Source organism: Micromonospora sp. NPDC048830 (assembly GCF_043198215.1).
GTDB lineage: Bacteria > Actinomycetota > Actinomycetes > Mycobacteriales > Micromonosporaceae > Micromonospora.
In genome coordinates this window covers 1-21,324 of sequence record NZ_JBICUP010000059.1, presented here as the reverse complement: position 1 = coordinate 21,324, position 21,324 = coordinate 1, and the positions used below count along the sequence as shown (strand labels likewise).

General features: G+C 73.5%; 19 protein-coding genes. 15 read left to right on the top strand and 4 right to left on the bottom strand.

The features are described from left to right. The first annotated feature begins 113 nt into the window (after positions 1 to 113). From ACGFIZ_RS30665 to ACGFIZ_RS30640, 6 genes are all read left to right on the top strand, one after another. The gene (locus tag ACGFIZ_RS30665; RefSeq protein ID WP_393425642.1) at positions 114 to 1,181 is read left to right on the top strand and encodes a sugar kinase; all 1,068 of its coding nucleotides are present in this window, start codon (positions 114 to 116) and stop codon (positions 1,179 to 1,181) included. A gap of 69 nt (positions 1,182 to 1,250) precedes the next feature. Further along, the gene (locus ACGFIZ_RS30660; RefSeq protein ID WP_393425639.1) at positions 1,251 to 2,426 is read left to right on the top strand and encodes a mandelate racemase/muconate lactonizing enzyme family protein; all 1,176 of its coding nucleotides are present in this window, start codon (positions 1,251 to 1,253) and stop codon (positions 2,424 to 2,426) included. Then, entirely contained in the window at positions 2,423 to 3,340 is a 918-nt protein-coding gene (locus ACGFIZ_RS30655; protein WP_393425636.1) for a dihydrodipicolinate synthase family protein, read from the top strand. The genes ACGFIZ_RS30660 and ACGFIZ_RS30655 overlap by 4 nt, the downstream gene beginning before the upstream one ends. A 13-nt stretch (positions 3,341 to 3,353) precedes the next feature. Continuing rightward, positions 3,354 to 4,493 carry a mandelate racemase/muconate lactonizing enzyme family protein gene (locus ACGFIZ_RS30650; RefSeq protein ID WP_393425633.1) on the top strand — a complete coding sequence of 380 codons (1,140 nt, stop codon included), beginning with the start codon at positions 3,354 to 3,356 and terminating at the stop codon, positions 4,491 to 4,493. Continuing rightward, positions 4,490 to 5,218 (top strand): SDR family NAD(P)-dependent oxidoreductase, encoded by a 729-nt coding sequence (locus ACGFIZ_RS30645; protein WP_393425630.1) that lies wholly within the window; start codon positions 4,490 to 4,492, stop codon positions 5,216 to 5,218. Before ACGFIZ_RS30650 ends, ACGFIZ_RS30645 begins: the two co-directional genes overlap by 4 nt. Beyond that, the gene (locus tag ACGFIZ_RS30640) at positions 5,215 to 5,853 is read left to right on the top strand and encodes a YesL family protein (protein ID WP_393425627.1); all 639 of its coding nucleotides are present in this window, start codon (positions 5,215 to 5,217) and stop codon (positions 5,851 to 5,853) included. The genes ACGFIZ_RS30645 and ACGFIZ_RS30640 overlap by 4 nt, the downstream gene beginning before the upstream one ends. 57 nt (positions 5,854 to 5,910) lie before the next feature. Here ACGFIZ_RS30640 and ACGFIZ_RS30635 read toward each other — a convergent pair whose 3' ends face one another. Together ACGFIZ_RS30635 and ACGFIZ_RS30630 are read right to left on the bottom strand one after the other, a co-directional pair. After that, the gene (locus ACGFIZ_RS30635; RefSeq protein WP_393425624.1) at positions 5,911 to 6,723 is read right to left on the bottom strand and encodes an IclR family transcriptional regulator; all 813 of its coding nucleotides are present in this window, start codon (positions 6,721 to 6,723) and stop codon (positions 5,911 to 5,913) included. A 100-nt stretch (positions 6,724 to 6,823) separates the two neighbouring features. Continuing rightward, positions 6,824 to 11,452, bottom strand: a complete 4,629-nt coding sequence (locus ACGFIZ_RS30630; protein WP_393425621.1) for an NEW3 domain-containing protein — start codon at positions 11,450 to 11,452, stop codon at positions 6,824 to 6,826. A gap of 387 nt (positions 11,453 to 11,839) precedes the next feature. Between ACGFIZ_RS30630 and ACGFIZ_RS30625 the strand changes: the two genes are divergently transcribed. From ACGFIZ_RS30625 to ACGFIZ_RS30600, 6 genes are read left to right on the top strand one after another with little or no spacing between them, the layout of a single operon-like run. After that, positions 11,840 to 13,315 (top strand): ABC transporter substrate-binding protein, encoded by a 1,476-nt coding sequence (locus ACGFIZ_RS30625; protein WP_393425618.1) that lies wholly within the window; start codon positions 11,840 to 11,842, stop codon positions 13,313 to 13,315. Then, positions 13,312 to 14,301: a carbohydrate ABC transporter permease gene (locus ACGFIZ_RS30620; protein ID WP_393425615.1), complete on the top strand. Its 990-nt coding sequence runs from the start codon at positions 13,312 to 13,314 to the stop codon at positions 14,299 to 14,301. Before ACGFIZ_RS30625 ends, ACGFIZ_RS30620 begins: the two co-directional genes overlap by 4 nt. After that, entirely contained in the window at positions 14,301 to 15,119 is an 819-nt protein-coding gene (locus ACGFIZ_RS30615; protein ID WP_393425612.1) for a carbohydrate ABC transporter permease, read from the top strand. Before ACGFIZ_RS30620 ends, ACGFIZ_RS30615 begins: the two co-directional genes overlap by 1 nt. Continuing rightward, the gene (locus ACGFIZ_RS30610; protein WP_393425609.1) at positions 15,103 to 15,993 is read left to right on the top strand and encodes an SMP-30/gluconolactonase/LRE family protein; all 891 of its coding nucleotides are present in this window, start codon (positions 15,103 to 15,105) and stop codon (positions 15,991 to 15,993) included. Before ACGFIZ_RS30615 ends, ACGFIZ_RS30610 begins: the two co-directional genes overlap by 17 nt. Beyond that, complete coding sequence (locus tag ACGFIZ_RS30605; RefSeq protein ID WP_393425606.1) at positions 15,990 to 17,135, top strand: mandelate racemase/muconate lactonizing enzyme family protein; 1,146 nt, start codon at positions 15,990 to 15,992, stop codon at positions 17,133 to 17,135. The genes ACGFIZ_RS30610 and ACGFIZ_RS30605 overlap by 4 nt, the downstream gene beginning before the upstream one ends. A 5-nt stretch (positions 17,136 to 17,140) precedes the next feature. Beyond that, on the top strand, positions 17,141 to 17,899 hold the full coding sequence (locus ACGFIZ_RS30600) for an NAD-dependent epimerase/dehydratase family protein (RefSeq protein WP_393425603.1): 759 nt from the start codon (positions 17,141 to 17,143) through the stop codon (positions 17,897 to 17,899). Between the two features lie 51 nt (positions 17,900 to 17,950). Here the strand turns inward: ACGFIZ_RS30600 and ACGFIZ_RS30595 are convergent, their stop codons facing one another. Continuing rightward, the gene (locus ACGFIZ_RS30595) at positions 17,951 to 18,910 is read right to left on the bottom strand and encodes a helix-turn-helix transcriptional regulator (protein ID WP_393425601.1); all 960 of its coding nucleotides are present in this window, start codon (positions 18,908 to 18,910) and stop codon (positions 17,951 to 17,953) included. 61 nt (positions 18,911 to 18,971) lie between these two features. Between ACGFIZ_RS30595 and ACGFIZ_RS30590 the strand changes: the two genes are divergently transcribed. The 3 genes from ACGFIZ_RS30590 (at position 18,972) to ACGFIZ_RS30580 (ending at position 20,646) form a co-directional block, all read left to right on the top strand. After that, positions 18,972 to 19,544 carry a DinB family protein gene (locus ACGFIZ_RS30590; RefSeq protein ID WP_393425598.1) on the top strand — a complete coding sequence of 191 codons (573 nt, stop codon included), beginning with the start codon at positions 18,972 to 18,974 and terminating at the stop codon, positions 19,542 to 19,544. Position 19,545: 1 nt separating this feature from the next. Next, entirely contained in the window at positions 19,546 to 19,983 is a 438-nt protein-coding gene (locus ACGFIZ_RS30585) for a VOC family protein (protein WP_393425595.1), read from the top strand. Between the two features lie 165 nt (positions 19,984 to 20,148). Beyond that, complete coding sequence (locus tag ACGFIZ_RS30580) at positions 20,149 to 20,646, top strand: hypothetical protein (RefSeq protein ID WP_393425592.1); 498 nt, start codon at positions 20,149 to 20,151, stop codon at positions 20,644 to 20,646. Positions 20,647 to 20,722: 76 nt separating this feature from the next. Here the strand turns inward: ACGFIZ_RS30580 and ACGFIZ_RS30575 are convergent, their stop codons facing one another. Further along, complete coding sequence (locus ACGFIZ_RS30575; protein ID WP_347671781.1) at positions 20,723 to 21,208, bottom strand: alpha/beta fold hydrolase; 486 nt, start codon at positions 21,206 to 21,208, stop codon at positions 20,723 to 20,725. Positions 21,209 to 21,324 lie beyond the last annotated feature (116 nt).

The following is a 21,324-nucleotide window of genomic DNA, read 5'->3' as shown; positions in this document are numbered from 1 at the left end:
GAGTGCTCGTTCGCTGCGCCGGGGCCATCATGTCCTCCCCATCCTGGAATCTGCTTCCGGTATATGGCACCGTATTCTGCATTATGGATGACGAGAGTCATAGTGCCGCCCGGGTGGCATGGGAAGACAGCGGCCGGGCGGCCGGAGCGCACCGGCGCCCGACCGGCGGGGCCGGACTGGAGATCGCCGGGATCGGCGAGGCGATGGTCCTGTTCGAAGCGCCGCCCGGGCACCTGCTCGCCGACGCCGCGGCTGTCGACGTGCACGTCGCGGGCGCCGAACTGAACCTCTTGACGGCCGCCGCCCGTCTCGGCGTCCGTGCGGGCTTCTGCAGCCGGGTCGGCGCGGACCCGCTCGGTACCCGGGTGCTCGCCGCGGCCACGGCCGCCGGGGTGGACACCGCGCTGGTGACGGTCGACCCCGCGCACCCGACGGGCCTGTTCCTCAAGGACGTCCGGGCGGACGGGCGGCGACGGGTCTACTACTACCGGAGCGGGTCGGCCGCGGCGCACCTCGACGCGACCGACGCGGCGCGGCTGCTCGCCGCCCGGCCGGGGCTCGTGGCCGTCTCCGGGATCACCCTCGCCCTCGGCGCGGGCCCCAAAGCGGCGGTCGAGGCGGTGCTGCGCGGCGCCCGGGACGAGGGCGCCGCGGTGGCGCTGGACCCCAACCTGCGCCCCGCCCTCGGCGACGTGGACCGGCAGGCCGCCGACGTGCGGACGCTGTTGCGGTGGGTGGACGTCCTGCTGCTCGGCACCGACGAGGCCGGGCCCGTCCTGGGCGTGCGGGACCCGGACGACGCGGAGGAGGTCTTCGCCGCCGCTGCCGCCGCCGGCGTCCGCGAGACGGTGCTCAAGGCCGGCCCGCACGGCTGTCACCACGCCGGCCCGACGGGTGCCCCCGTGCACCTGCCGAGCGCGGCGACCACGGTGGTGGATCCGGTCGGGGCCGGTGACGCGTTCGCCGGCGGTTACCTGGCCGGCAGGCTGCGCGGCGCCTCGCCGGCCGCCGCGGCGGGGTTGGGAGGCGCCCTCGCCGCCGGGGTGGTCGCCGCGACCGGCGACACCACCGGCCTGCCCGACCCCGCGGCCGCCGCCGAGTTGCTGCGCCGAACGCTCGCCGGTGCGAGCGGCCGTACCGGCGCGGGAGTCCCCTTCGCTACGGGCAGACTTGGAGATTGACGGAGTAGCAACCCGTAGTGTGGAATCTACTTCCACAATGTGGCAGACAAGGTCGAGGGATGGAATGTGATGGCCCCGCCACGGATCGCAGCAGTCGACTGCTTCGTTCTCAAACTCCCCAACGCCGAGCGGTACCTCGGCCTCAACGAGGACTCCGCCGAGCCGACACCGACCGAGTACGAGGTGCGCCCCCCGTACCGCAGCCTCTACTCGCACCGGTTCGAGACCCTGCTCGTCCGGCTGACCACCACCTCGGGTGCCACCGGGTGGGGTGAGGCCCTCGCGCCGGTCGCCCCGGAGGTCCCCGCCGAGGTGGTGCGCCGGCTCCTGACGCCGACGCTGATCGGCGCCGACCCGCGTCGCGTCCGGCCGATCAGCGCGCGGCTGCGCGACCTGATGCGGGAACGCGGACACCTGGGCGGGCACCAGGCCGACGCGCTCGCCGCCGTCGACATCGCCCTGTGGGACCTCGCCGGCCGGCTGGCCGGGCTGCCGGTGCACGAACTGCTCGGCGGGGCGTTCCGTGAGCGCGTCCCGACGTACGTCTCCGGGCTGCCCAAGCGGGACGACGCGGGGCGGGCGGCGCTCGCCGCGGAGTGGGCGGCGAAGGGCGTCGAGCGGATCAAGCTGCACCTCGGCAAGGGGGTGGCGGCGGACCTGGCCACCGTGGAGGCGGTGCGCGCCGCCGCGCCGCAGGTGCGGTTCGCCGTGGACGCGCACTGGACGTACGACCTGGCCGCCGCGACCCGGCTGGCGCGCGGCCTGACCACCATCGGCGGGGTCGAGTTCCTGGAGGCGCCGCTGGCGCCGGAGGACCTGGCCGGCCACGCCGACCTCGCCCGCCGCACGGACCTGCCGGTCGCCGTCGGCGAGGCGATGCGCCACCGGTACGAGGTGCTGCCCTGGCTGCGGCAGCGGGCGGTCGGCCTGGTCCAGCCGGACATCGCCCGCACCGGGATCACCGAGGCGATGGCGATCGCCGAGCTGGCCGCGGCCCACCATGTACCCACCGCGCCGCACCACTCGGTGGGGCTCGGTGTCGCACTCGCCGCGGGGCTGCAGGTCAGCGCCGCGGTCGAGCACCTGAGCTGTTTCGAGTACCAACCCACCACGACCGAGGTCGGGCAGCGGATCCTCACCGCGCCGCTGCCGGGCGGTCCGGACGGCTTCGCCGTACCGGCCGGGCCCGGCCTCGGCGTCGAGGTGGACGTCTCCACTGTCAGCGCACTCGCGGAGGAAAGTTGAGCACCCTCGAACCCCGGACCCGCGTACGCGGCCTGGTCCCCATCCTCGCCACCCCGTTCGACGACGCCGGCGCGCTGGACGTACCGAGCCTGCGCCGGCTGGTGGAGTTCCAGCTCGCGGCCGGCGCCGACGGGCTCGCCGTCTTCGGCATGGCCAGCGAGGGGTTCGCGCTCACCGCCGCCGAGCGGGCCACGATCCTGGCCGAGACCCGGGCCGTCGCCGGTCCGGACGTGCCGCTGGTCGCCGGCGTCAACGGCACCAGCACCGCCATCGCGGTCGAACTGGTGCTGGCGGCCCGGGACGGCGGCGCGGACGCCCTGATGGTGCTGCCCCCCTACCTGGCCAAGCCCGCGGGCAACCAGCTCGTCGACTTCTACGCCGCCGTCGCCGAGGCGAGCGGGCTGCACGTGATGGTGCAGGACGCGCCGGCGGCGACCGGCGTGACGATGCCGGTCCCGTTGATCGTGCAGCTGAGCAAGCTGCCCGGGGTCGAGTCGGTGAAGGTGGAGACCCAGCCCACCGCCCCGAAGGTGGGGGAGGTGGTGACCGCGACCGACGGGGAGTTCGACGTGCTTGGCGGCCAGAACGCCTTCTTCGTGCTCGAGGAGTACGCCGGCGGCGCTGTCGGCACCATGCCGGCCTGCGAGTTCACCGACGTGCTCGCGCCGATCCTGGCCGACTGGCGGGCCGGCCGGCAGGACGCGGCGCACGCCGCGTTCAACCGGCTGCTGCCGCTGATCCGGTTCGGGATGCAACCCCGACTGGCCTGGGCCGTGCACAAGGAGGTGCTGGTGCGCCGGGGCGTCATCGACTCCGCCTTCGTGCGTGACCCCGCAGTGCCGCTGGACGCCGGCAGTCGGGCCGCGCTGGACGTAATCCTCGGGCACACCTCGCTGCCCGCCTGGCGGTCGTGAGAGGGTGGCGATCATGACGAAGATCGTCTCGGTGGACGTCTACCCCCTGGCGCTGGGCCGGCCGGACGGCGCGGCCCGCGCCTACGCCACCCAGCCGCCCTGGCCGAGCGTCTACGGCAACCAGCGCGAGACCCTGGTGGTCCGGCTGACCGCCGACGACGGCACGACCGGCTGGGGCGAGGCGCTCGCCCCGGTCGCACCCGAGGTGCCCGGCGAGATCGTCCGCCGGCTGCTGGCGCCGGTGCTGCTCGGCGCGGACCCGCGCCGCGTACGCCCGCTGCGCCACCGGCTCGGCGACCTGATGCGCGAGCGGGGCCACCTCGGCGGCCACCAGGCCGACGCGATCGCGGCGGTGGACATCGCGCTGTGGGACCTGGCGGGCAAGCTGGCCGGCCGTCCGGTCGCCGAACTGCTCGGCGGCGCGTTCCACGACGCGGTCCCGACGTACGTCTCCGGGCTGCCCGGCCGCTCCGACGCCGACCGGGTCGCCCAGGCCCGGGACTGGGTCGACCGCGGGGTCCGGCAGGTCAAGCTCGGTCTCGGGTACGGCGTGGACGCGGACCTGGCCACCGTGACCGCGCTGCGCGAGGTCCACCCCGACCTGCGCGTCGCCGTGGACGTGCACGGGGTCTACGGCCTGGCCGAGGCGGTGCGGCTCGGTCGTGGCCTGGCCGAACGGGATGCCTGGTTCCTGGAGATGCCGCTCGCCTTCGAGGACGTCGCCGGTCACGCCGACCTGGCCGCGCGCATCGACCTGCCGGTGGCGCTGGGGGAGAGCCTGCGGCACCGCTGGGAGTTCCAGCCGTTCGTGACGGCCCGGGCGGCGGGCCTGCTGCAACCGGACATCGGCCGGACCGGGATCACCGAGGGACTGGCGATCGCCCAGTACGCCGAGACGCACCACCTGGGCGTGGCCCCGCACCACTCGGCCGGGCTCGGGCTGGCCCTCGCCGCCGGCCTGCACGTCGCCGCCGCCTGCGCCAACCTGGTCGCCTTCGAGTGGCATCCGACCCTCTTCGACAAGGTCAACCAGATCCTGACCGCGCCGATCGAGCCGACGCCGACGGCGATCCCGCTGCCCACCGGCCCCGGGCTGGGAATCTCGGTGGACGAGGAGGCCGTCGCCGGGTACAGCACGTGGGGCGCGCGGTGAGCCGGGTACTGCTGGTCGGCGCGTCGACCCCGATCGGCCGGGCCATCGCCGCGCGCTTCGCCGCCGCCGGTGACCGGGTCGTCGGGTACGGCCTGGAACCGGCGGGCGAGCCGAGCCTGGTCGCCGACCTCACCGGCGACTGTTCGACCGCCGACGGCGCCGCCGCCGCCGTGGAGGCGGCGCGGGAGCGGTTGGGTGGGCTGGACGTGCTGGTCGCGGCCGCCGGGGCAATGCCGATCGCGCCGGCGCACCGCACCAGCGACGAGCAGTGGCGGGCCGCCCTCGCGGGCTGCCTGGACACCCTGTTCTTCCCGCTGCGCGCGGCGTTGCCGCTGTTGCCGGCCGGCGGGGCGGTGGTGGCGGTCTCCTCGGTCAACGCGTTCCTGGCCGCCCCGTGGGTCGCCGCGTACGCCGCGGCCAAGGGCGCCGTGGAGGCCCTGGTCCGCCAGGTCGCGCTGGACTACGCCGCGCGGGGCATCCGGGTCAACGCGGTGGCGCCGGGCATGGTGGGCGGCGAGCGGCTGCCCGACGCCGCCGGGGGATACCCGATCGGGCGGACGCTGCGCCCGGAGGAGGTGGCGGCGGCGGTGCACTTCCTCGCCTCCGACGCCGCCAGCGGGATCACGGGGGTGGTGCTGCCGGTCGACGGCGGACTGTCGATCGCGTCGCCCGCCACGTACGCCCGGGCGGACCTCCGGCAGCGGCTGGCCGAGCTGGCCCCGTGACCAGCCCGGACGTGCCGGTCGGCGGGCGGTTCGCCCGCCTCTACCGGCTGCCCGACTGGCCGCCGCGGCTGGCCGGGCTGAACCTGCTCTGGCTGGCCGGGGTGCTCGCCGGCGGGGTGGTCGCCGGCCTGTCCCCGGCCACCGTCGCGCTCTTCGCGCTGCTGCGGGACTACCAGCGCGGGCGGCAGCCGCGGCCGTGGCGCGACTTCTGGCGGCACTGGCGGGCGGAGTTCGGCCGCTCGCAGGTCCGCCTGGGCGTACCGGTGCTGACCGTGTGGGTGTTCGCGTTCTACCTGCTCGCCGCCCGGCGTACCCCACTGGCCGCCGCGGTGGCGGTGCTCGCCCTGGGGTACCTGGCGGTGTTGGCGTACCTGCCCGCGGTGCTGGCCCATTTCGCCGTGCCGGCCACCACCGCCTGGCGGATCGCCGCCCTGACGGCCGCGCGCGCCCCGCTGCGGACGCTCGGCCTGGGCGCGACGGTGGCGCTGCTGGTCGTGGCGATGCTCGTCGCCGTGCCGGTCGCCGTTCCCTTCTTCCTGCCCAGCGCCCCCGCCGCGCTGATCACCCTGGTGGCCACGCGGATCTTCGACGCGCTCCCGGCGCCCGCCGCCGGCGGCGGACCGAAGGCGGACTGAGTCCGCCCGCCGCTCGGCGACACCCGGTTGCGGAGCGGCGGGCCGGCGGACGCCGGTTCAGCCGACGGCGGACAGCGGCGCGGCGCTGGCGTGGTAGCCGAGCCCGGTGGAGATCTGGTCGGCGTGCTCGATGACCTTCATGGCGAGTTCGTCCTGGCGCCTCGGCAGGTCCATCGCCGACAGCGGGCCGGAGACCGACAGGGCGGCCACGACCATGCCGGTGCGGTCCCGGATCGGGGCGGCGAGGCAGGCCCGGCCGAAGGCCAGCTCCTCGAACTCCGTGGCGTAGCCGCGGCCGCGTCCCTCCACGATCGCGGCGATCAGCCCGTCCAGCTCGGCGATGGTCTTCGGCGTGTACGCCGGGAAGGCGCTGCCGATCAGGGCTTGGATCTCGTCGGCGGTCAGGTCCGACAGCAGTGCCTTGCCCAGGGCGGTGGCGTGCAGCGGGCCGCGCCGGCCGACCAGGGTGAACGAGCGGGGAGCCAGCCGGCCCTCGAAGTTGCAGAGGTAGAACAGCTCGGTGCCGTGGCGCTCCGCGACGTTCGCGCCGAGGCCCAGGTCGCAGGCGAGATCCTGGGCGATCTGCCGGGACTGGCGGTGCACCGCCGACTGGTTGAGCGCGATGCCCGCCAGCCCCACCACGGTCGGCCCGATGCGGTAGAGCCCGCTGCGCTGGTCGTGGGTGACGAAGCCGAGCGCCTCCAGCGTCCCGACCAGTCGGGAGACGGTGGACTGGCCCAGGCCGGTGAGCTGGACCAGCTCGGAGACGCGTCGCTCCGGGTGCTCCTCGGTGAACGCACGCAGCAGCGACAGCGCGCGCTCGACACTCTGCGTGCCGCCGCCGACCTCGCGGGTGGTGGAGCGTGGCATTCTGCCCATCCTCAAAGCGTAGGAGTGTAATCCAGATTGCGGATCATACATCGCGAATGGTGCGGGCCGCCGACGCCACGGCCGGCGGCCCGCACCGAGGTCAGCAGCCCGGCACCCGTGCCGGGACCACCGGTTCGAACCGGACGGCGTCGGCCCGGTGATGCCCGGCCTGCTGGGAAGACAGGCGCACCGCGGCCGTGGCCGGGTCGAGGTCCCAGACGCCCAGCGCCCGCCACTGCCCGGCGTCGACGGTCTGGTCGACGGTGAGCGTGTCGGTGCCGCTGCTGTGCACCACCCGGTAGGTGGCCGCCGTCGTCGTGGTGGAGTTCGTCGGATACCAGACACTGACCCGGTAGGGTCCCGCCGTCAGCTCCGGCCGCCACGTCGCGACGGCACCCGTGCCGCCGCCCGCGACCCGGGTGGTGCTGCCGGCGTACCCCTTGAGCGAGCTGGCGGTCCAGCCTCCCGACTCGCTGTAGCCGGGCTGGCCGTCGTCGACGACGACCGCCCGCGCCGGGTCGGGCGTCCCGACCGGTACCGCGGTCCGCCCGACCGCCCCGGCCACGTGCAGGGCCACCTCGTGCAGCGCGCCCACCGTCGCGTCGGGCGGGGTCGTGACCGTGAAGCTCACCTGCTGTGCGGCGTTCGGCGCGAGGGCCACCGGGACGGAAGCCGGCGTGCTGCTCCACCCCTCCGGCAGCCCGAGGGCCGCGCAGCCGGTCGCACCCGCCGCCGGGGCGGCCGTGACGGTGGCCGTCACCGTGGCGCTGCCGCCGGGGGACGGCACCGGTGCGGCGGACAGCCCGGTGACGCGGGGCTGCACCATGGCCGCGTCCACCGGCCGGAACCGGACGGCGCTGACCCGGTGGAACGCCGGATCGTCCACGGTCAGCCGGACGAAGCCCTCCTCGCCGGCGGCGAACCGGAAGGTCCCGAGGACCCGCCAGCTGCGGGCGTCCTGCTGCTGGTCGACCCGGAACGGCGTCTCACCGTCGGTGTGCCGCACCACGTAGTCGGCCTCCCTGGTGGTGTCGCCGTTGGACGGGTACCAGACGGCCACCTCGTACCACCCGGCCTCGGCCAGGACCGGTCGCCAGGTCGCCGTGCCGCCGAGCTTGCCCTCCGCGCTGAAGCGCGACTGGGTGCCGCTGTACCCGGCGAGGCCGCTGGCCAGCCACTCACCGGTCTCGGTGTACCGGGGGCGGATGTCCTGCGGGGTGACGACGACGTCCTCGCTGGCGACCCGCACCTGCACCGTGGTCTCGCCACCGGTGTCCAGTGCCGCGGTCACCCGGTACGTCTGGTCCCGTTCCGCGGAGGCGGGTGAGGTGAGGGTGAAGCGGTACGCCTCCTCCCCGCGGGCGGCGACCTCGTACGAGACGCTCGCCGGCGTGATCGTCCAACCGGCCGGCGGCGTCAGGCGCAGCGTCCCCCGGGCGGTGCTCGGGCCGACGTTGAGCACGCTGGCGGTGACCGTGGTGGCGTCACCCGGGTCGGCGAGTTCCGTCGGCGCCGCGACGAGGGCGCTCAGCCGGGTCGGCGGCCGGACGGTGAGCCGTCCCGCCGTGAGCACGGCCTCGCCGCCGCTCCACCTCGCCGTCGCCTTCAGCGTGACCGTGTCCGTGGCGGCGTCGGCCGCGACGGACAGCTCGTAGCGCCAGGTCGCCGCGGTCCCGGCGGGCACGGTGGCCGGCTGCTGTCCCGCCGGCCGGGCCGACCAGCCCGCCGGCAGGTCGAGCGCGACGGCCGGGTCCGCCAGGGCGTCCGGGCCGTCGTTGCGGACGGTCACGGTCAGCCCCACCGTGTCGCCCGGCGTGGTGTCGGGCGAGGCAGGGGTCACCGCGCCGCAGACCGGCGTTCCGGGCGGGCAGTGGCCGGTCACCGCCGGCGGCAGGCGCAGGGTGGCCTCGCCGGTCTGGGCGGCGTCGGTGCTGATCCGGTACGTGAAGGGCGCCTCGGCGTCCCGCACCGGGATCGTCCACTCGTTGGGGTAGATCCGGTCGGCCTCGGCGTGCCAGGTGGCGCCGCCGTCGGTGGACCAGTGCAGGGTCGCCGGCGCCTCCGTGGCCGCCTGCAGGTACGCGTCGTAGCCGGTGCCGTCGGGTCGGGTCAGCAGCATGCCCCGGGCGGTCCCGATCGGGCTGGCGTCGTCGAAGTGGTAGCTGTCCTGCCCGGCGTCGGCCTGCTGGCCGCCGACCTGGTGCGCCACGCCCGGCACCCGCACGTCGCGGACGACCAGCGCGGTGATGCCCCGGCCGGAGACGGTGACCGGCAGGGTGGCTCCGCGCATCTCGGTGACGGTCCGGTCCCCGTTGTCGCGGATGACCTCGACCTGGTACGTCCGGTCCGGCCGTACCCCGCTGACCTTCTGGTCGAAGCGCACCACGCTGTGGGAGGTGCCCGTCGCCTCGTTGGTCAGGCTGAGGTAGAGGCTGTCGTTGCCGTGCCCCGTGACCCAGTTCAGCTGCGGGTCGGCGACGTCGACGATGCCCTTGGGCAGGTACGGCCAGACGCCGTCCTCGCCGTAGAACTCGCCGGGCTGGTGCCCGTAGACGTGGTACTTGAAGTAGACGTAGTTCGTCTCGAACACGGCCGGGAAGCTGATCTTGCCCTGCGAGCGGTAGGTCTGCTCGGAGATCAGGTAGTCCATGGCCAGCCCGAGCTGCGCCGGGATGTGGTGGTAGTAGATGGAGGTGAGTCCGGCCGGGCCGGTCAGCGGGAAGTCCGGACGCATCTGGGCCGCGGTGAACTCGCGGTAGTAGTAGCCGGGGTAGTTGGTGAAGCGGCCGACGACGAGGTTGTGCGCCACGTCGGCGAGCAGCCGGTCGTCGGTGTGGGCGGCGAGCCGCAGCAGGAACGGCGCCCAGATCGGGTTCATCACCAGGCCGCCGCCGGGGTTCTCCCGACCCGCCGCGATCTTGTAGGTGCTCAGCTGCTCGAAGGTCATGCCGTTGGTGGAGACCATCCAGGCCGGCACCTCCTCGGCCGGCACGTCCTCGTTCGGGTAGTCGTAGGTCACGCGGGGGTTCCAGCGGTCCACCTGCGCGTCGATCCAGCCGTCGGCGTTGACGGTGATGTCGCCGTCGGGCACCGGGCGCACCATCGTCTGCGTGACGAACCGCTTCGCCTCGGTGTAGGCGGCGTCGAGGTAACGCTTCTCGCGGGTCTCCTCGTACAGCTCCAGCAGCTCGATCCAGCCCTTGGAGTAGTTGAACTGGAAGCCGTTCTCGGCGATGTTCGTCGTGTACGGCGGGTCGATCTGTGCGGCGACGTAGCGGTCCGCCTCGGCCTTCGCCTCCGCCAGGTACGCCGGGTTGCCGGTGAGCCGCCACGCCGCCAGCGGGGTGCTGACCGGCGTCCGGCTGTCCTTGCGGGGACGATCCTCGATCGACTTCAGGGCCAGTTCGTGCAGGCCGGCCACCTGTCCACGGGTCTGCTGATAGAGCGGCACGAGGGTGGAGGCGTCCCCGGCCACGCTGCCGATGCGCCAGGCGTTGGTGTCGCCGTAGACCGGGTTCTGCTTGATCGGGGTCCAGCCGATGTTGTTGCGCGACACCTGGTACTCCAGGGACGGTCGCGCCCGCTTGTCGTAGAGCTCCCGGTCGCCGGTGAGGTAGTAGGCGCCGAGCAGGACGCCGCTGGTGGCCGTGCGCACCGCCCGGTCGTTCTCGGTGTCCACGAAGCCCTTCGCCCGGTCCCACCAGCCGGACAGCGAGCGCTGGTAGATCTCGCTGTCGTCGGCGTCCGAGTCCCGCATCACCAGGTCGAGCAGGTTGTGCACCGTGTCGGTGAGCGAGGTGTCGTAGATGTTGCGCCGGTAGGCGGAGTAGTCGTACTCGTCGCGGACGAGCTGGGTGTACGCCTGGTACATGGTCCCGGGTCGGGCGTAGACGCCGAAGGTGAACCGGTGCCGCTGCCCGGCCTCGAGCGGCGAGAGCCGGCCGACCTGCGGGGCGAAGGCCGTGGGCTGCACGTCGCCGGCGTCGTTACGCAGGCTCATCCCGAACGGCTGCCCGTCCGCGCCGGCCCCGCGCTGGTGTTCGAACGGGATCACCTCGGCCGGCGCGTACACGCCGCTGGTCACCTGCTTCCCCGCGACGGTGCGTTCCAGCAGGCAGGCCGGCGCCATCAGCTCCCAGGAGCTCAGCGCCTCGGCCCCGTAGACGACGCGCGCGTGCTGGCGGCTGCCGCAGAGCACCTCGTCGACGTCGGCGAAGTCGGTGACGTCGAGGGACTGGTAGCCGACGACGAAGTGGTCGGCGCGCCGGGCGGTGAGGGTCCAGGACGCCTCGGGGTTGTCGCCCGCCACCGACCAGCGGACGGTCAACTCGTACGCGCCGGGCGCCCCGGTACGCAGCTCGACCGTCCGCCCGTCGACGGCGCGGAACCCGGTGAAGCCGACCCAGGCGGAGTTCATGGAGCTGTAGTAGTCGGTGGGGGTGCCGGACTGCCCGCTGAGCACGAGCCACTGCTCGTCGAAGCGGCGCTGCGGGTCGGTGACCGGCAGCCAGCCGTCGGGCGTGCGGACCAGGATCTCGCGCAGGTACGTCTGGCCGCCCTGCCAGGTGGCGTGGTGGAAGATCATCCGGTGGTGTCGCCCCTCGATGGCGGCCACCTGCCGGATCCGCAGGTCGGGCTTGTCCAGCTCCCGCAACGGGGCGGCGAACGGCGCCTGGTCCGGGGTCGCCGGCGACGCGACGGCCGCCCCGGCGGGCAGCACCAGGGCCATCAGGACGAGGAGGAGGGTGAACGTTGAACGATGTCGCCTCGATGCTGTGGGCTTTACATCCATGAAATGGATAGTTAATGCGACGGATGCCGGTGTCAAGAGCGCGTGCTGGGAGTGGCATGCGCGTTCGGTTGGTCGATGGCGGACCTGAGGCGGCGTCGGTCCACCTAGGCGGACCCGGTGACGTCTGGCTGAACGTCGTGGAGCCGCAGTCACCGGAAGGTGACATCATGCGTTTCCGACCCACATGGCGGATGCCTATTGCACAAGGTGACCGGTGAAGTTACTGTCCTCAACACGCTCTTCACCGCGTCGAAACACGGGTCGGAGCCTCCGTCCTCGTTGGCCGACCGGCTCCGCCAACCGGTGATCGAACAGGAGTAGGACATGAAGCAACCAGAGCTCACCCGCCGGTCCCTGCTGCGGATCCTGGGCGTGGGTGCTGCCGCGACCGCGGCGGGCGGGCTGACCACCGCGTGCAGCCTGGTGGGCAGCAGCGACAAGCCCAGCGGGGACACCGTGCGCATCAAGGTCATGCTGGTGCCCGACCCCTCCGGCGCCTCCCAGTTCTACCGCGAGCAGTTCGACCTGTTCGAGAAGAAGAACCCGGGCATCGAGGTCCAGATCATCGAGAACCCGTCCGACCAGCAGATCAACGCCATCGAGCTCAGCTTCCAGCAGGGCGACGCCCCGGACGTCTTCCGCGCCCAGGACCAGGGCTTCGACCGCATCTTCGAACGCGGCTGGGTCGCACCGCTCGACCGGTACGTCACCGACGAGTTCAAGGCCCGGTTCCCCGAGGGCACCCTCGACCCGGCCACGTCCGGCCTGCACCGCGACGGCACGCTCTACACCCTGCCGCTCGTCTGGGGCAAGTGGTCGGTGGTGCGGTTCCTGTTGGTGAACAACACCGCCGCGAAGGTCGGCGGCGTCACCGCCGCACCGAAGACCTGGGAGGAACTGGAGCAGGCCGCAACCGCGATCACCCGCGCCGGCGGCGGCAGGACGTTCGGCTTCGCCGGCGCCTGGAGCAAGAGCGTCCTGGCCCGCATGCTCCAGCACACGGCGGGACCGTCCTCGATCGACAACGGCATCGACCTGCGCACCGGCCGGGCGGCCATCACCCACCCGTCGCTCGCCGCGGCCGTCGACCTGCTCAAGCGGATGCACGCCGCGAAGGTCATGACCCCGGGCTGGGAGACCTGGACGGACGCGGGCAGGGTGCACACCGCGTTCGCCAAGGGCGAGCTCGCGATGTTCCTCGCCTCGCCGTTCCAGATCGGCGAGGTCCGCAAGCTCAACCCGCAACTCGACATGACCGTCGCGGCCGTGCCCGTGCCGGCGGCCGGGCGCGGTGGCTACTCCGGCCAGACGGCGAGCTTCAGCCCGCTGTGGGCCATGTCGGCCCAGTCCAAGCACCCGGAGCAGGCGTGGAAGGTGATGGACTTCCTCGCCTCGAAGGACTTCCACCGGGCGTACTACGAGAAGTTCGGCACCCTGACCGCCCTGGAGAGCGCCTGGCAGGACAAGGCGGCGGCCAACCCGGACCAGAAGGCGATCATGGACATCGCCGCGCAGACCGTCCGGCTCATCCCCAACCCGGTCCTCGCGAGCAAGGGCGGCGCGCAGCTGATGGCGGCGATCCGCGGCAAGCAGGACCTGCAGTGGTCCGAGATCGCCCTGCCGGCCATCCTGCGCAACCAGCCCTTCGCCCCCGCCGCCGCCGACCTCAACACCAAGCTCGACGCCTTCATCGACGAGCAGGTCAAGGCCCTGTCGGGCAAGGGAGTGCAGGCCTCCCGCGCCGACCTCACCTTCCCCTCCTGGGACCCGCTGCAGCCCTTCGTCCCGGGCCAGAGATGACCAGCACCCCGACCGTCGTTGCGAGTGGCGCCGCCGAGCAGGCGGCGCCACCCCGGCGCACTTCCGCCCCCGCCCGGCGGCGCCGCCCCGGCAGGCTGCGCCGGCACGCCTGGCAGTACGTCTTCCTCGCCCCGATGCTGCTGCTGTTCGTGGCCTTCACGCTCTGGCCGATGGTCGCGAGCTGGTGGTACTCGTTCTTCGAGTGGGACGGGGTGGGCCCGGCCACCGAGTGGGTCGGCCTCGCCAACTTCACCGAGGTGCTCGCGAGCGAGGGCTTCTGGCGCGCCTTCCGCAACTCGTTCCTCTTCTCCCTGGTCGCGATCTGCGTGGAGATGCCGCTGGCGCTGCTCGTGGCGATCCTGCTCAACAGCCGCCGGCTGCGCGGGCGCAACCTCTACCGCCTCTTCCTCTTCCTGCCGGTGGTGACCACCACCGCCGTGGTCGGCATCGTCTTCGCGGTCCTGCTGGACCCGGCCGGCGGGTTCGTCAACGAGGTCCTGCGCTCCGCCGGGCTCGTCGACTCGCCGATGATCTTCCTGTCCGAGTCGTCCGCCCTCCCGACGGTCATGGCCGTCGACGTGTGGAAGGGCTTCGGCATCACCCTCGTCTACTGGCTCGCCGCGCTGCAGACCGTCCCCGAGGACCTGTACGAGGCGGCGAAGGTCGACGGCGCGAACGGCCGCCAGATGCTGCGGCACGTCACCCTCCCGGTGATCGCCCCGATCGGCGTGGTGATCCTGCTGCTCACCTTCCAGAAGAGCATGAACCCGTTCGACCTGGTGCAGGCGATGACGCAGGCCGGGCCCAACTACGCCACCGACGTGGTCGCCACCTACATCTACCGGTACGCCTTCAACCCCGAGCTCAACGCGCCCCGGTACGGCTTCGCCTGCGCCGCCGGCGTCGTCTTCGGGGTGATCACCCTGGTGATGACGGCGCTGCAGGGGCCGCTGCTGCGCCGGCAGTACCTGAAGGGGAGCCGCTGATGCGCCGCATGCACCTCTGGCACCTGCTGCTGATCCCGCTCTGCCTGGTCTGGATCTATCCCTTCGTCTGGATGGTCTCCACGGCCTTCAAGTCCGAGCGGGAGGTCTTCCTCGGTGGTCTCTCGGTGCTGCCGAAGGAGTGGAGTTTCGACAACTTCACCCGGGCCTGGGACACGGCCCACTTCGGCACCTACCTGTCCAACACGGTGGTCTTCTCCGTCACCACGGTCGCCGTGGTCCTGTTGGTCTCCGCGACCTCCGGGTACGCCCTCGGCCGGGGCAACCTGCCCGGCAAGAAGGTGATCGTCGGGCTGCTCGTCGCCACCATGTTCATCCCGCACGGCTACACGATCATCCCGATCTTCAAGCTGGTCGACGGGCTCGGCCTGAACAACGGGCTGCTCGGCGCGGTGCTGGCCACCGCGGGGCCCGCGCACGTCGTACCCATCCTGCTGTTCATGGGGTACTTCGCCGGGATGCCGCAGGAACTGGAGGACGCCGCCCGGATGGACGGCGCCGGCTACCCGCGCATCTTCTTCCGGATCATGCTGCCGCTGGCCAAGCCGGTGATCGGCACCGTGGCGCTGTTCAACTTCATGGCCGCCTGGAACGCGTTCTTCATCCCGCTGGTGTTCACCCTGGGCCGGCCGGAGCTGCGCACGCTGGGCGTCGGCATGTACAGCTTCTTCGGGCAGGAGGCCACCGACTGGGGCGGCCTGGCCGCCGCGGCGACGATCAGCCTGCTGCCGATCATCGCGATCTTCCTGTTCCTGCAACGCACGTTCGTCGAGGGGATCGCCGGTGCGGTCAAGTCCTGACATTCTGCGGGCCCGCCCGGTCTCCGCCGAGCACTACGAACTCGGCGAGGGGCCGCGGCTGGACCCGCGTACCGGTGAACTGCTCTGGGTGGACATCCGCGTCGGCCGGCTGTGGCGGGGGCGGCTGACCGGCGACCGCGTCGAGGTCCTGGCCGGTCACGACGTCGGGGCGGCGACCGGGGCCGTGGCGCCGTCGGCCGCCGCCGGCGCGGGCTGGGTCGTGGCGGCCGGGCGCGGCTTCCGGCACGTGTCGGCCGACGGCAGCGTACGGCCGCTCGGCGGTGACGTCGCCGCACCGGGCACCCAGATGAACGACGGCGGATGCGACCCGTCCGGCCGGTTCCTCGCCGGCAGTCAGGTGATCGGGGGCGGCGAGCCCTGGTCGGGCGGGCTCTACCGGCTGGAGCCGGACGGTTCGGTGGCGACGGTGCTGACCGGCGTCGGCTGCGCCAACGGGCTCGGGTTCGACCCGGCCGGCGAGACGATGTACCACGTGGACAGCCGGCGGCGCCGACTCACCCGCTACCGCTACGACCTGGCCACGGGCGCGGCCGGCGACCCGCGCGTCCTGGTCGAGTTCGACGACGCCACCCCCGACGGGCTCTGCGTCGACGCCGAGGGCTGCCTCTGGGTGGCGATGTGGGACGGCTGGGGCGTCCGCCGGTTCGCCCCCGACGGCACCGCGCTGGCCCGGGTGGAGGTGCCCGTGCCCCGGCCGACCGCCGTCTGTCTGGTCGCCGGCACCCTCGTGGTGACCACGGCCTGGCTCGGGCTGGACGAGGCCACCCGGCGGGCGGCGCCCGACAGCGGCCGGATCTTCGCCGTCGACGTCGGGGTCGACGCGCCCCCCACGCACACCTGGGGGCAGCGGTGAAGATAACCCGGCTGGAACTGCTGACCGTGCCGCAGGGCACGAGCGCCATGCTCCTGGTGGTCGTGCACACCGACTCCGGCGAGTACGGCGTGGGCGAGGTCGGCATGCGCTCCCGCTGGCGGACGGTCCGCGGCGCGGTGGAGGACTTCGCCGAGCAGCTCACCGGCGCCGACCCGAGCCGCATCGAACATCTCGGGCAGCTGCTCTGCCGCTCGGGATTCTTCCCGGCGACCGGCGTGCTCGCCGCCGTACGCGCCGCGATCGACGTGGCGCTGTGGGACCTGCTCGGCAAGACCCTGGGCGTCCCGCTCTACCAGTTGCTCGGCGGTGCCTCCCGCGACCACGTCGAGTGCTACGTGCACGTGCCGGGCGACGCCGCAAAGGACCCGGCGGCGATGGTGGCCGAGGTCGAGCGGCTCGTCGCGGCGGGCTGGCGGTACGTGCGGGTGCCGGCGAACAGCCCGAACCGCGACGGCGAGTACGACCAGCGGGCCGCCCTGCGGCACACCGTCGCCACCGTCGAACGGCTCCGCGCGGCCCTCGGCGACGAGGTCGAGCTGCTGCTCGACGTACACACCCGGTTCGAGCCCGCCCAGGCGGTGACATTGTGCCGGGAGCTGGAGCCGCTGCGGCCCTACTTCGTGGAGGACCCGCTGCGCAGCGAACACCCCGACGGCTACCGGACGCTGCGCCAGCGCACCGGCGTCCCGCTCGCCGCCGGCGAACAGTTCGGCACGAAGTGGGAGTTCCGGCCGCTGATCGAGGGGGAGCTGATCGACCACGCCCGCGTCGACGTGGCCAACACCGGGCTGACCGAGGCCCGCAAGATCGCGGCGATGGCCGAGGTCCACCACGTCAACCTGGCCACCCACAACCCGCTCGGCCCCGTCACCGCCGCCGCCTCGGCACACCTGAACCTGGTCCTGCCCAACGTGTCCGTGCAGGAGCAGCCGTGGCCCGAGCTGGCGCCCTCGCCGGTGATCACCGCCGGGCCCGTGCTGACGCCCGGCCGGATCAGGCCGGCGGAGCGGCCCGGCCTCGGCGTCGAACTCGACCTCGCCGCCGCCCGCCGGCTCGACCAGCGCGGCCCGGCGCCGCTGCCGGTCTACCACCGCCGCGACGGCTCCTTCACGAACTGGTGACCGGGATGCGGGTACTGGTGACCGGCGCGGCCGGCGGCGTCGGCCAACTCCTCCTGCCGGCGCTCGCCGGCGAGCACGACCTGCGGCTGACCGACCTGCGGGCCCCCGAGCGGGTCGGGCGGGCGGAGGTGGCGCTCGGCGACCTCGCCGACCCGGGATTCGCCGAGCGGCTCTGCGCCGGCGTCGACGCGATCGTGCACCTGGCGGGAAACCCGCGACCCGGCGACGACTGGGACCGGCTGCGCGGGCCCAACCTCCAGGTGCCGACCGGCATCCTGGCGGCGGCCGAACAGGCGGGCGTACGCCGGGTCGTGCTCGCCAGCTCCGTCCACGTCCTCGGCGGCTACCATCCGCCGTCCGCCCGTCCCGCCCCGGGCCCGATCCGCGACGCGTGGCCGCCGCGCCCGTGCTGCCGCTACGGCGCGACCAAGGTCTTCGGCGAGGCCGCCGCCCGGGTGTACGCGGACTCGGGCGCCTTCTCCGTGGTCTGCCTGCGGCTCGGCGGCTGCCGGCCCGTCCCCCCGACCCGCGGCTGGTTCGACACCTGGCTCGGTCCGGCGGACCTGGGTCAGGCGGTACGCCTGGCGCTCCGGGCCGACGTGCGGTTCGGGGCGTACACGGTCACCTCGGCGAACACCGCGGCCCTCTTCGACCTCGGCGCGGCACGCCGCGACCTGGGTTACGCGCCGGGCGAGGATTCGGAGACCTACCGGCACAGCGTGCCCGTCGGGCCGTCGACGATGTGCCGGAGCGGGCGGGACTGAGCCCACGTCCGCGGGCCGCCGCGTTCCCGGCCGTTCCAGCGGGAGGGCCCGTCAGCCGGCCCCGGCCATCGCCGCGAGGCGGCGGGCGAGCAGGGCGGCGGTCTCCCGCAGCTCCGGAGGCTCCAGCACCTCCGCGTCGAAGCCCAGCCGGGCCACCTGCGCGGCGAGCCACTCCAGGCTGTCCCCGCCGACGACGAGCACGCACCAGCCGTCGCGATCCTCCTCGACGCGCCCCACCTGGGGCGGCACCAGCTCCCGCACCCGGTCGGATCGGGCGTGCACCCGCACCCGGGCGAGATGCCGGTACGGGGCCTCGGTCACGGACCGCTGCACGTAGGCGACCGGGTCCGGATGCTCCCTCGTCCGGAAGCGCCAGGTCGTCGCCACCACCTCACGCATCCGGTCCAGGCGGAAGGTGCGCCAGTCGTCGCGGTCGACGTCGTGGGCCATCAGGTACCAGCGGCGGCCGGTGGTGACCATCCGCACCGGTTCGACCGTGCGCTCGCGCTCCCCGCCGTCGCGGCCGGCGTACCGGAAGCGCACCCGCACGGCGTCGCGACAGGCCCGCGCGAGCGTCACCAGCAGCTCCGCGTCGATCTCGACGCCGGGGCCGACGAGGGTCTCGGTGGCGCCGTGCACCGCCCGCACCTCGGCGCGCAGCCGGGGCGGCATCACCTGGTCGAGCTTCGTGAGTGCCCGCAGGGCCGCCTCGCCCGCCCCGGCGACCGTGCCCCCCGAGGCCAGCCGCAGGGAGACCGCCGTCGCGATCGCCTCCTCGTCGTCGAGGAGCAGCGGCGGCAGCCGGGTGCCCGCGCCGAGCTGGTAGCCGCCCCCGACGCCCGCCGTCGCGTGCACGGGATAGCCGAGCGCGCGCAGCCGCTCCACGTCGCGGCGCACCGAGCGGTCGGTGACCCCCAGCTCGGCGGCGAGCTCGGCGGCGGTCCAGGACGGCCGCCGCTGCAGCAACGTCAGCAGCCGCAGCACCCGCTCGGTCGTCGCCTCGACACCCACGCACCCATCGTTCCACAGATCACGGAACGAACCTGTCCGCTATATCCGTGAGGCTGGGATCATGACCGACCAGACGTGGAACCCTGTGCTCCGCGACCAACTCGCCTGGCACTGGGCCAACCAGCTGCGCGAACGCCTCGACGGACTCACCGACGACGAGTACTTCTGGGAGCCCGCGCCCGGCTGCTGGAGCGTGCGCCCGCGCGGCACCGGCACGGCGCCGGTGCAGGCCGGTTCCGGCGCGATGACCATCGACTTCGCGATGCCGCAGCCCGACCCGCCACCGTTCACGACGATCGCCTGGCGACTCGGGCACGTGATCGTCGGCGTGCTCGCGGTGCGCAACGCCGCGCACTTCGGCCGCGCGCCCACCGACTACCAGTCGTTCGAGTACGCGCCGACCGCGGGCGCGGCACTGACCCAGCTCGACGCCGAGTACGCCACGTGGCTGGCCGGGGTCGAGTCCCTCGGCGAGGCCGGCCTCGCCCGCCCGTGCGGGGAGGCGGAGGGACCGTACGCCGAGCGTCCTCTGGCGGCACTGGTGCTGCACATCAACCGCGAGCTGATCCACCATCTGGCCGAGGTGTGCCTGCTCCGCGACCTGCATCGGCAGACCCGGCGGGAGGTGGGCTGAGATGGCCCGCGACATCCAGATCACCTTCGACTGCGCCGACCCGGCCGGGTTGGCGGCGTTCTGGGCCGACGCCCTCGGCTACCAGCTGCAGGACCCGCCCGCCGGCTTCGAGTCCTGGGAGCAGGCCCTGGAGGCGATGGGTGTGCCGCCCGAGAGCCGCAACGACGCCTCGGCGGTGGTCGACCCCGCGGGCTGCGGGCCGCGGCTGTTCTTCCAGCGGGTGCCGGAGGGCAAGCGGGCCAAGAACCGCGTGCACCTCGACGTGCGAGCCGCCCCCGGGCTCCGGGGCGACGCGCGGATGGCGGCCCTGGAGGCGGAGGCCGAGCGGCTCGTCTCCCACGGCGCCACCCGGCTGCGGCGCCACGAGCCCGCTCCGCCGCTCGGCGCCGGTCACATCGTGCTGGCCGACCCCGAGGGCAACGAGTTCTGCCTCGACTGATCGGCCGCGCGGCGGGGCCGGCGCGCCTTCACCTCGCGCGGCCGGCTCACCCGGTCACGGTCAGGCTGCTCATCGGTTCGGGAGCTTACGGTGCAGGTCACCGGAGGTCCGAACCCGTCCGCCCAAAGTTGATCAGGATTTGCGTGTCGGTTAGGGTGCCTGCCCGTGAAGCGTCTTCGTGTTGCCTCGACCGTGTTGATCTGTGCGTCCCTGCTGGCGCTTGCCGCGTGTGGTGGGGAGGACACCGAGACCACGGCCGGTTCGGCGCCGTCCGCCTCCTCGGCGCCCGCGGCGACCGCCACCTCCTCGGCGCCGTCCCCGTCGGCCGCGGTGGCTACGAAGAGCGACAAGGAGCTCTGCGAGTCGGCGAAGAAGGTGGGGGCCGAGATGAAGGCGAAGCTCGTCGCCGCCGTGCAGTCCGGAGATTCGTCGCCGGCCACGTTCAGGAAGGTCCTGACCGGGCTCAGTGAGAAGGTGACCGAGGTGGCCTCCGCCGGGGGCGACGGCAAGGTGACCACCGCGATGAAGCAGTTCGCTGCGGAGGCCGCCAAGGCGGCAGGGGCCGCGGACCCGGCGACCGCCGCCGACAACCCCGCCCTCACGAAGGCCGGCGCTGACCTCTCGGCGGCGTGCAAGGCGGTCGGAGTCAGCGCCACCTTCTGACGGCGCCGCCCCGGCGGGCGACTCGCCGCGGTCACCACGGGCCACCCATCCGGCCCGTGGTGACCGCGGCCCGTTTCTATCGCCCGGCCCCGACCTCGTCGGCCTGCCTCCACAGCTCGAGCAGCAGCCGGTTGACCTCGTCGGGACGTTCTTGATGTGGCGAGTGGTCCGCCCCCGCGACCCGGTGGAAGGAAGCGCCGATCCGCTCCGCGACAACCCTCGCCGTGGCCACCAGCGCGTCCCCGGTCGTCGACCGGTAGTCCGCCGGCGCCGACTCCCACGAACCGGCGAGCACCAGCTTGGGGTAGCTGGTCGGCCGGAGCGAGTCGACCGGCAGGTCAGCCTCCCAGCAGGGTCGTTCCCGCATGGCCGTCTGCGCCGCCCGCACGGCGAACTCCATCGGCTCGGGAACGCGCTCGTCGTTGCCGTACGCCGCCCGCAGGTAGTCCTCCGCAGGCAGGGATCGGGACGCGGCCACGTACCGCCGGTTGGCGTCGAGTGCCGCGGCGACGACGGGATCTTCGGCTGCCACCGCGAGCGCGGCCGGCTCGATGAGCGCCATTGACATCCTCCCCCGCCTAAACCTGAATCCGTGGATCGGGTCGACGTGCGGGGCGTGGGCACGGTGTGGAGATGACGAGAGTGCCCTCTGAGCTGCGATGATCGGGTTTGTCTGGA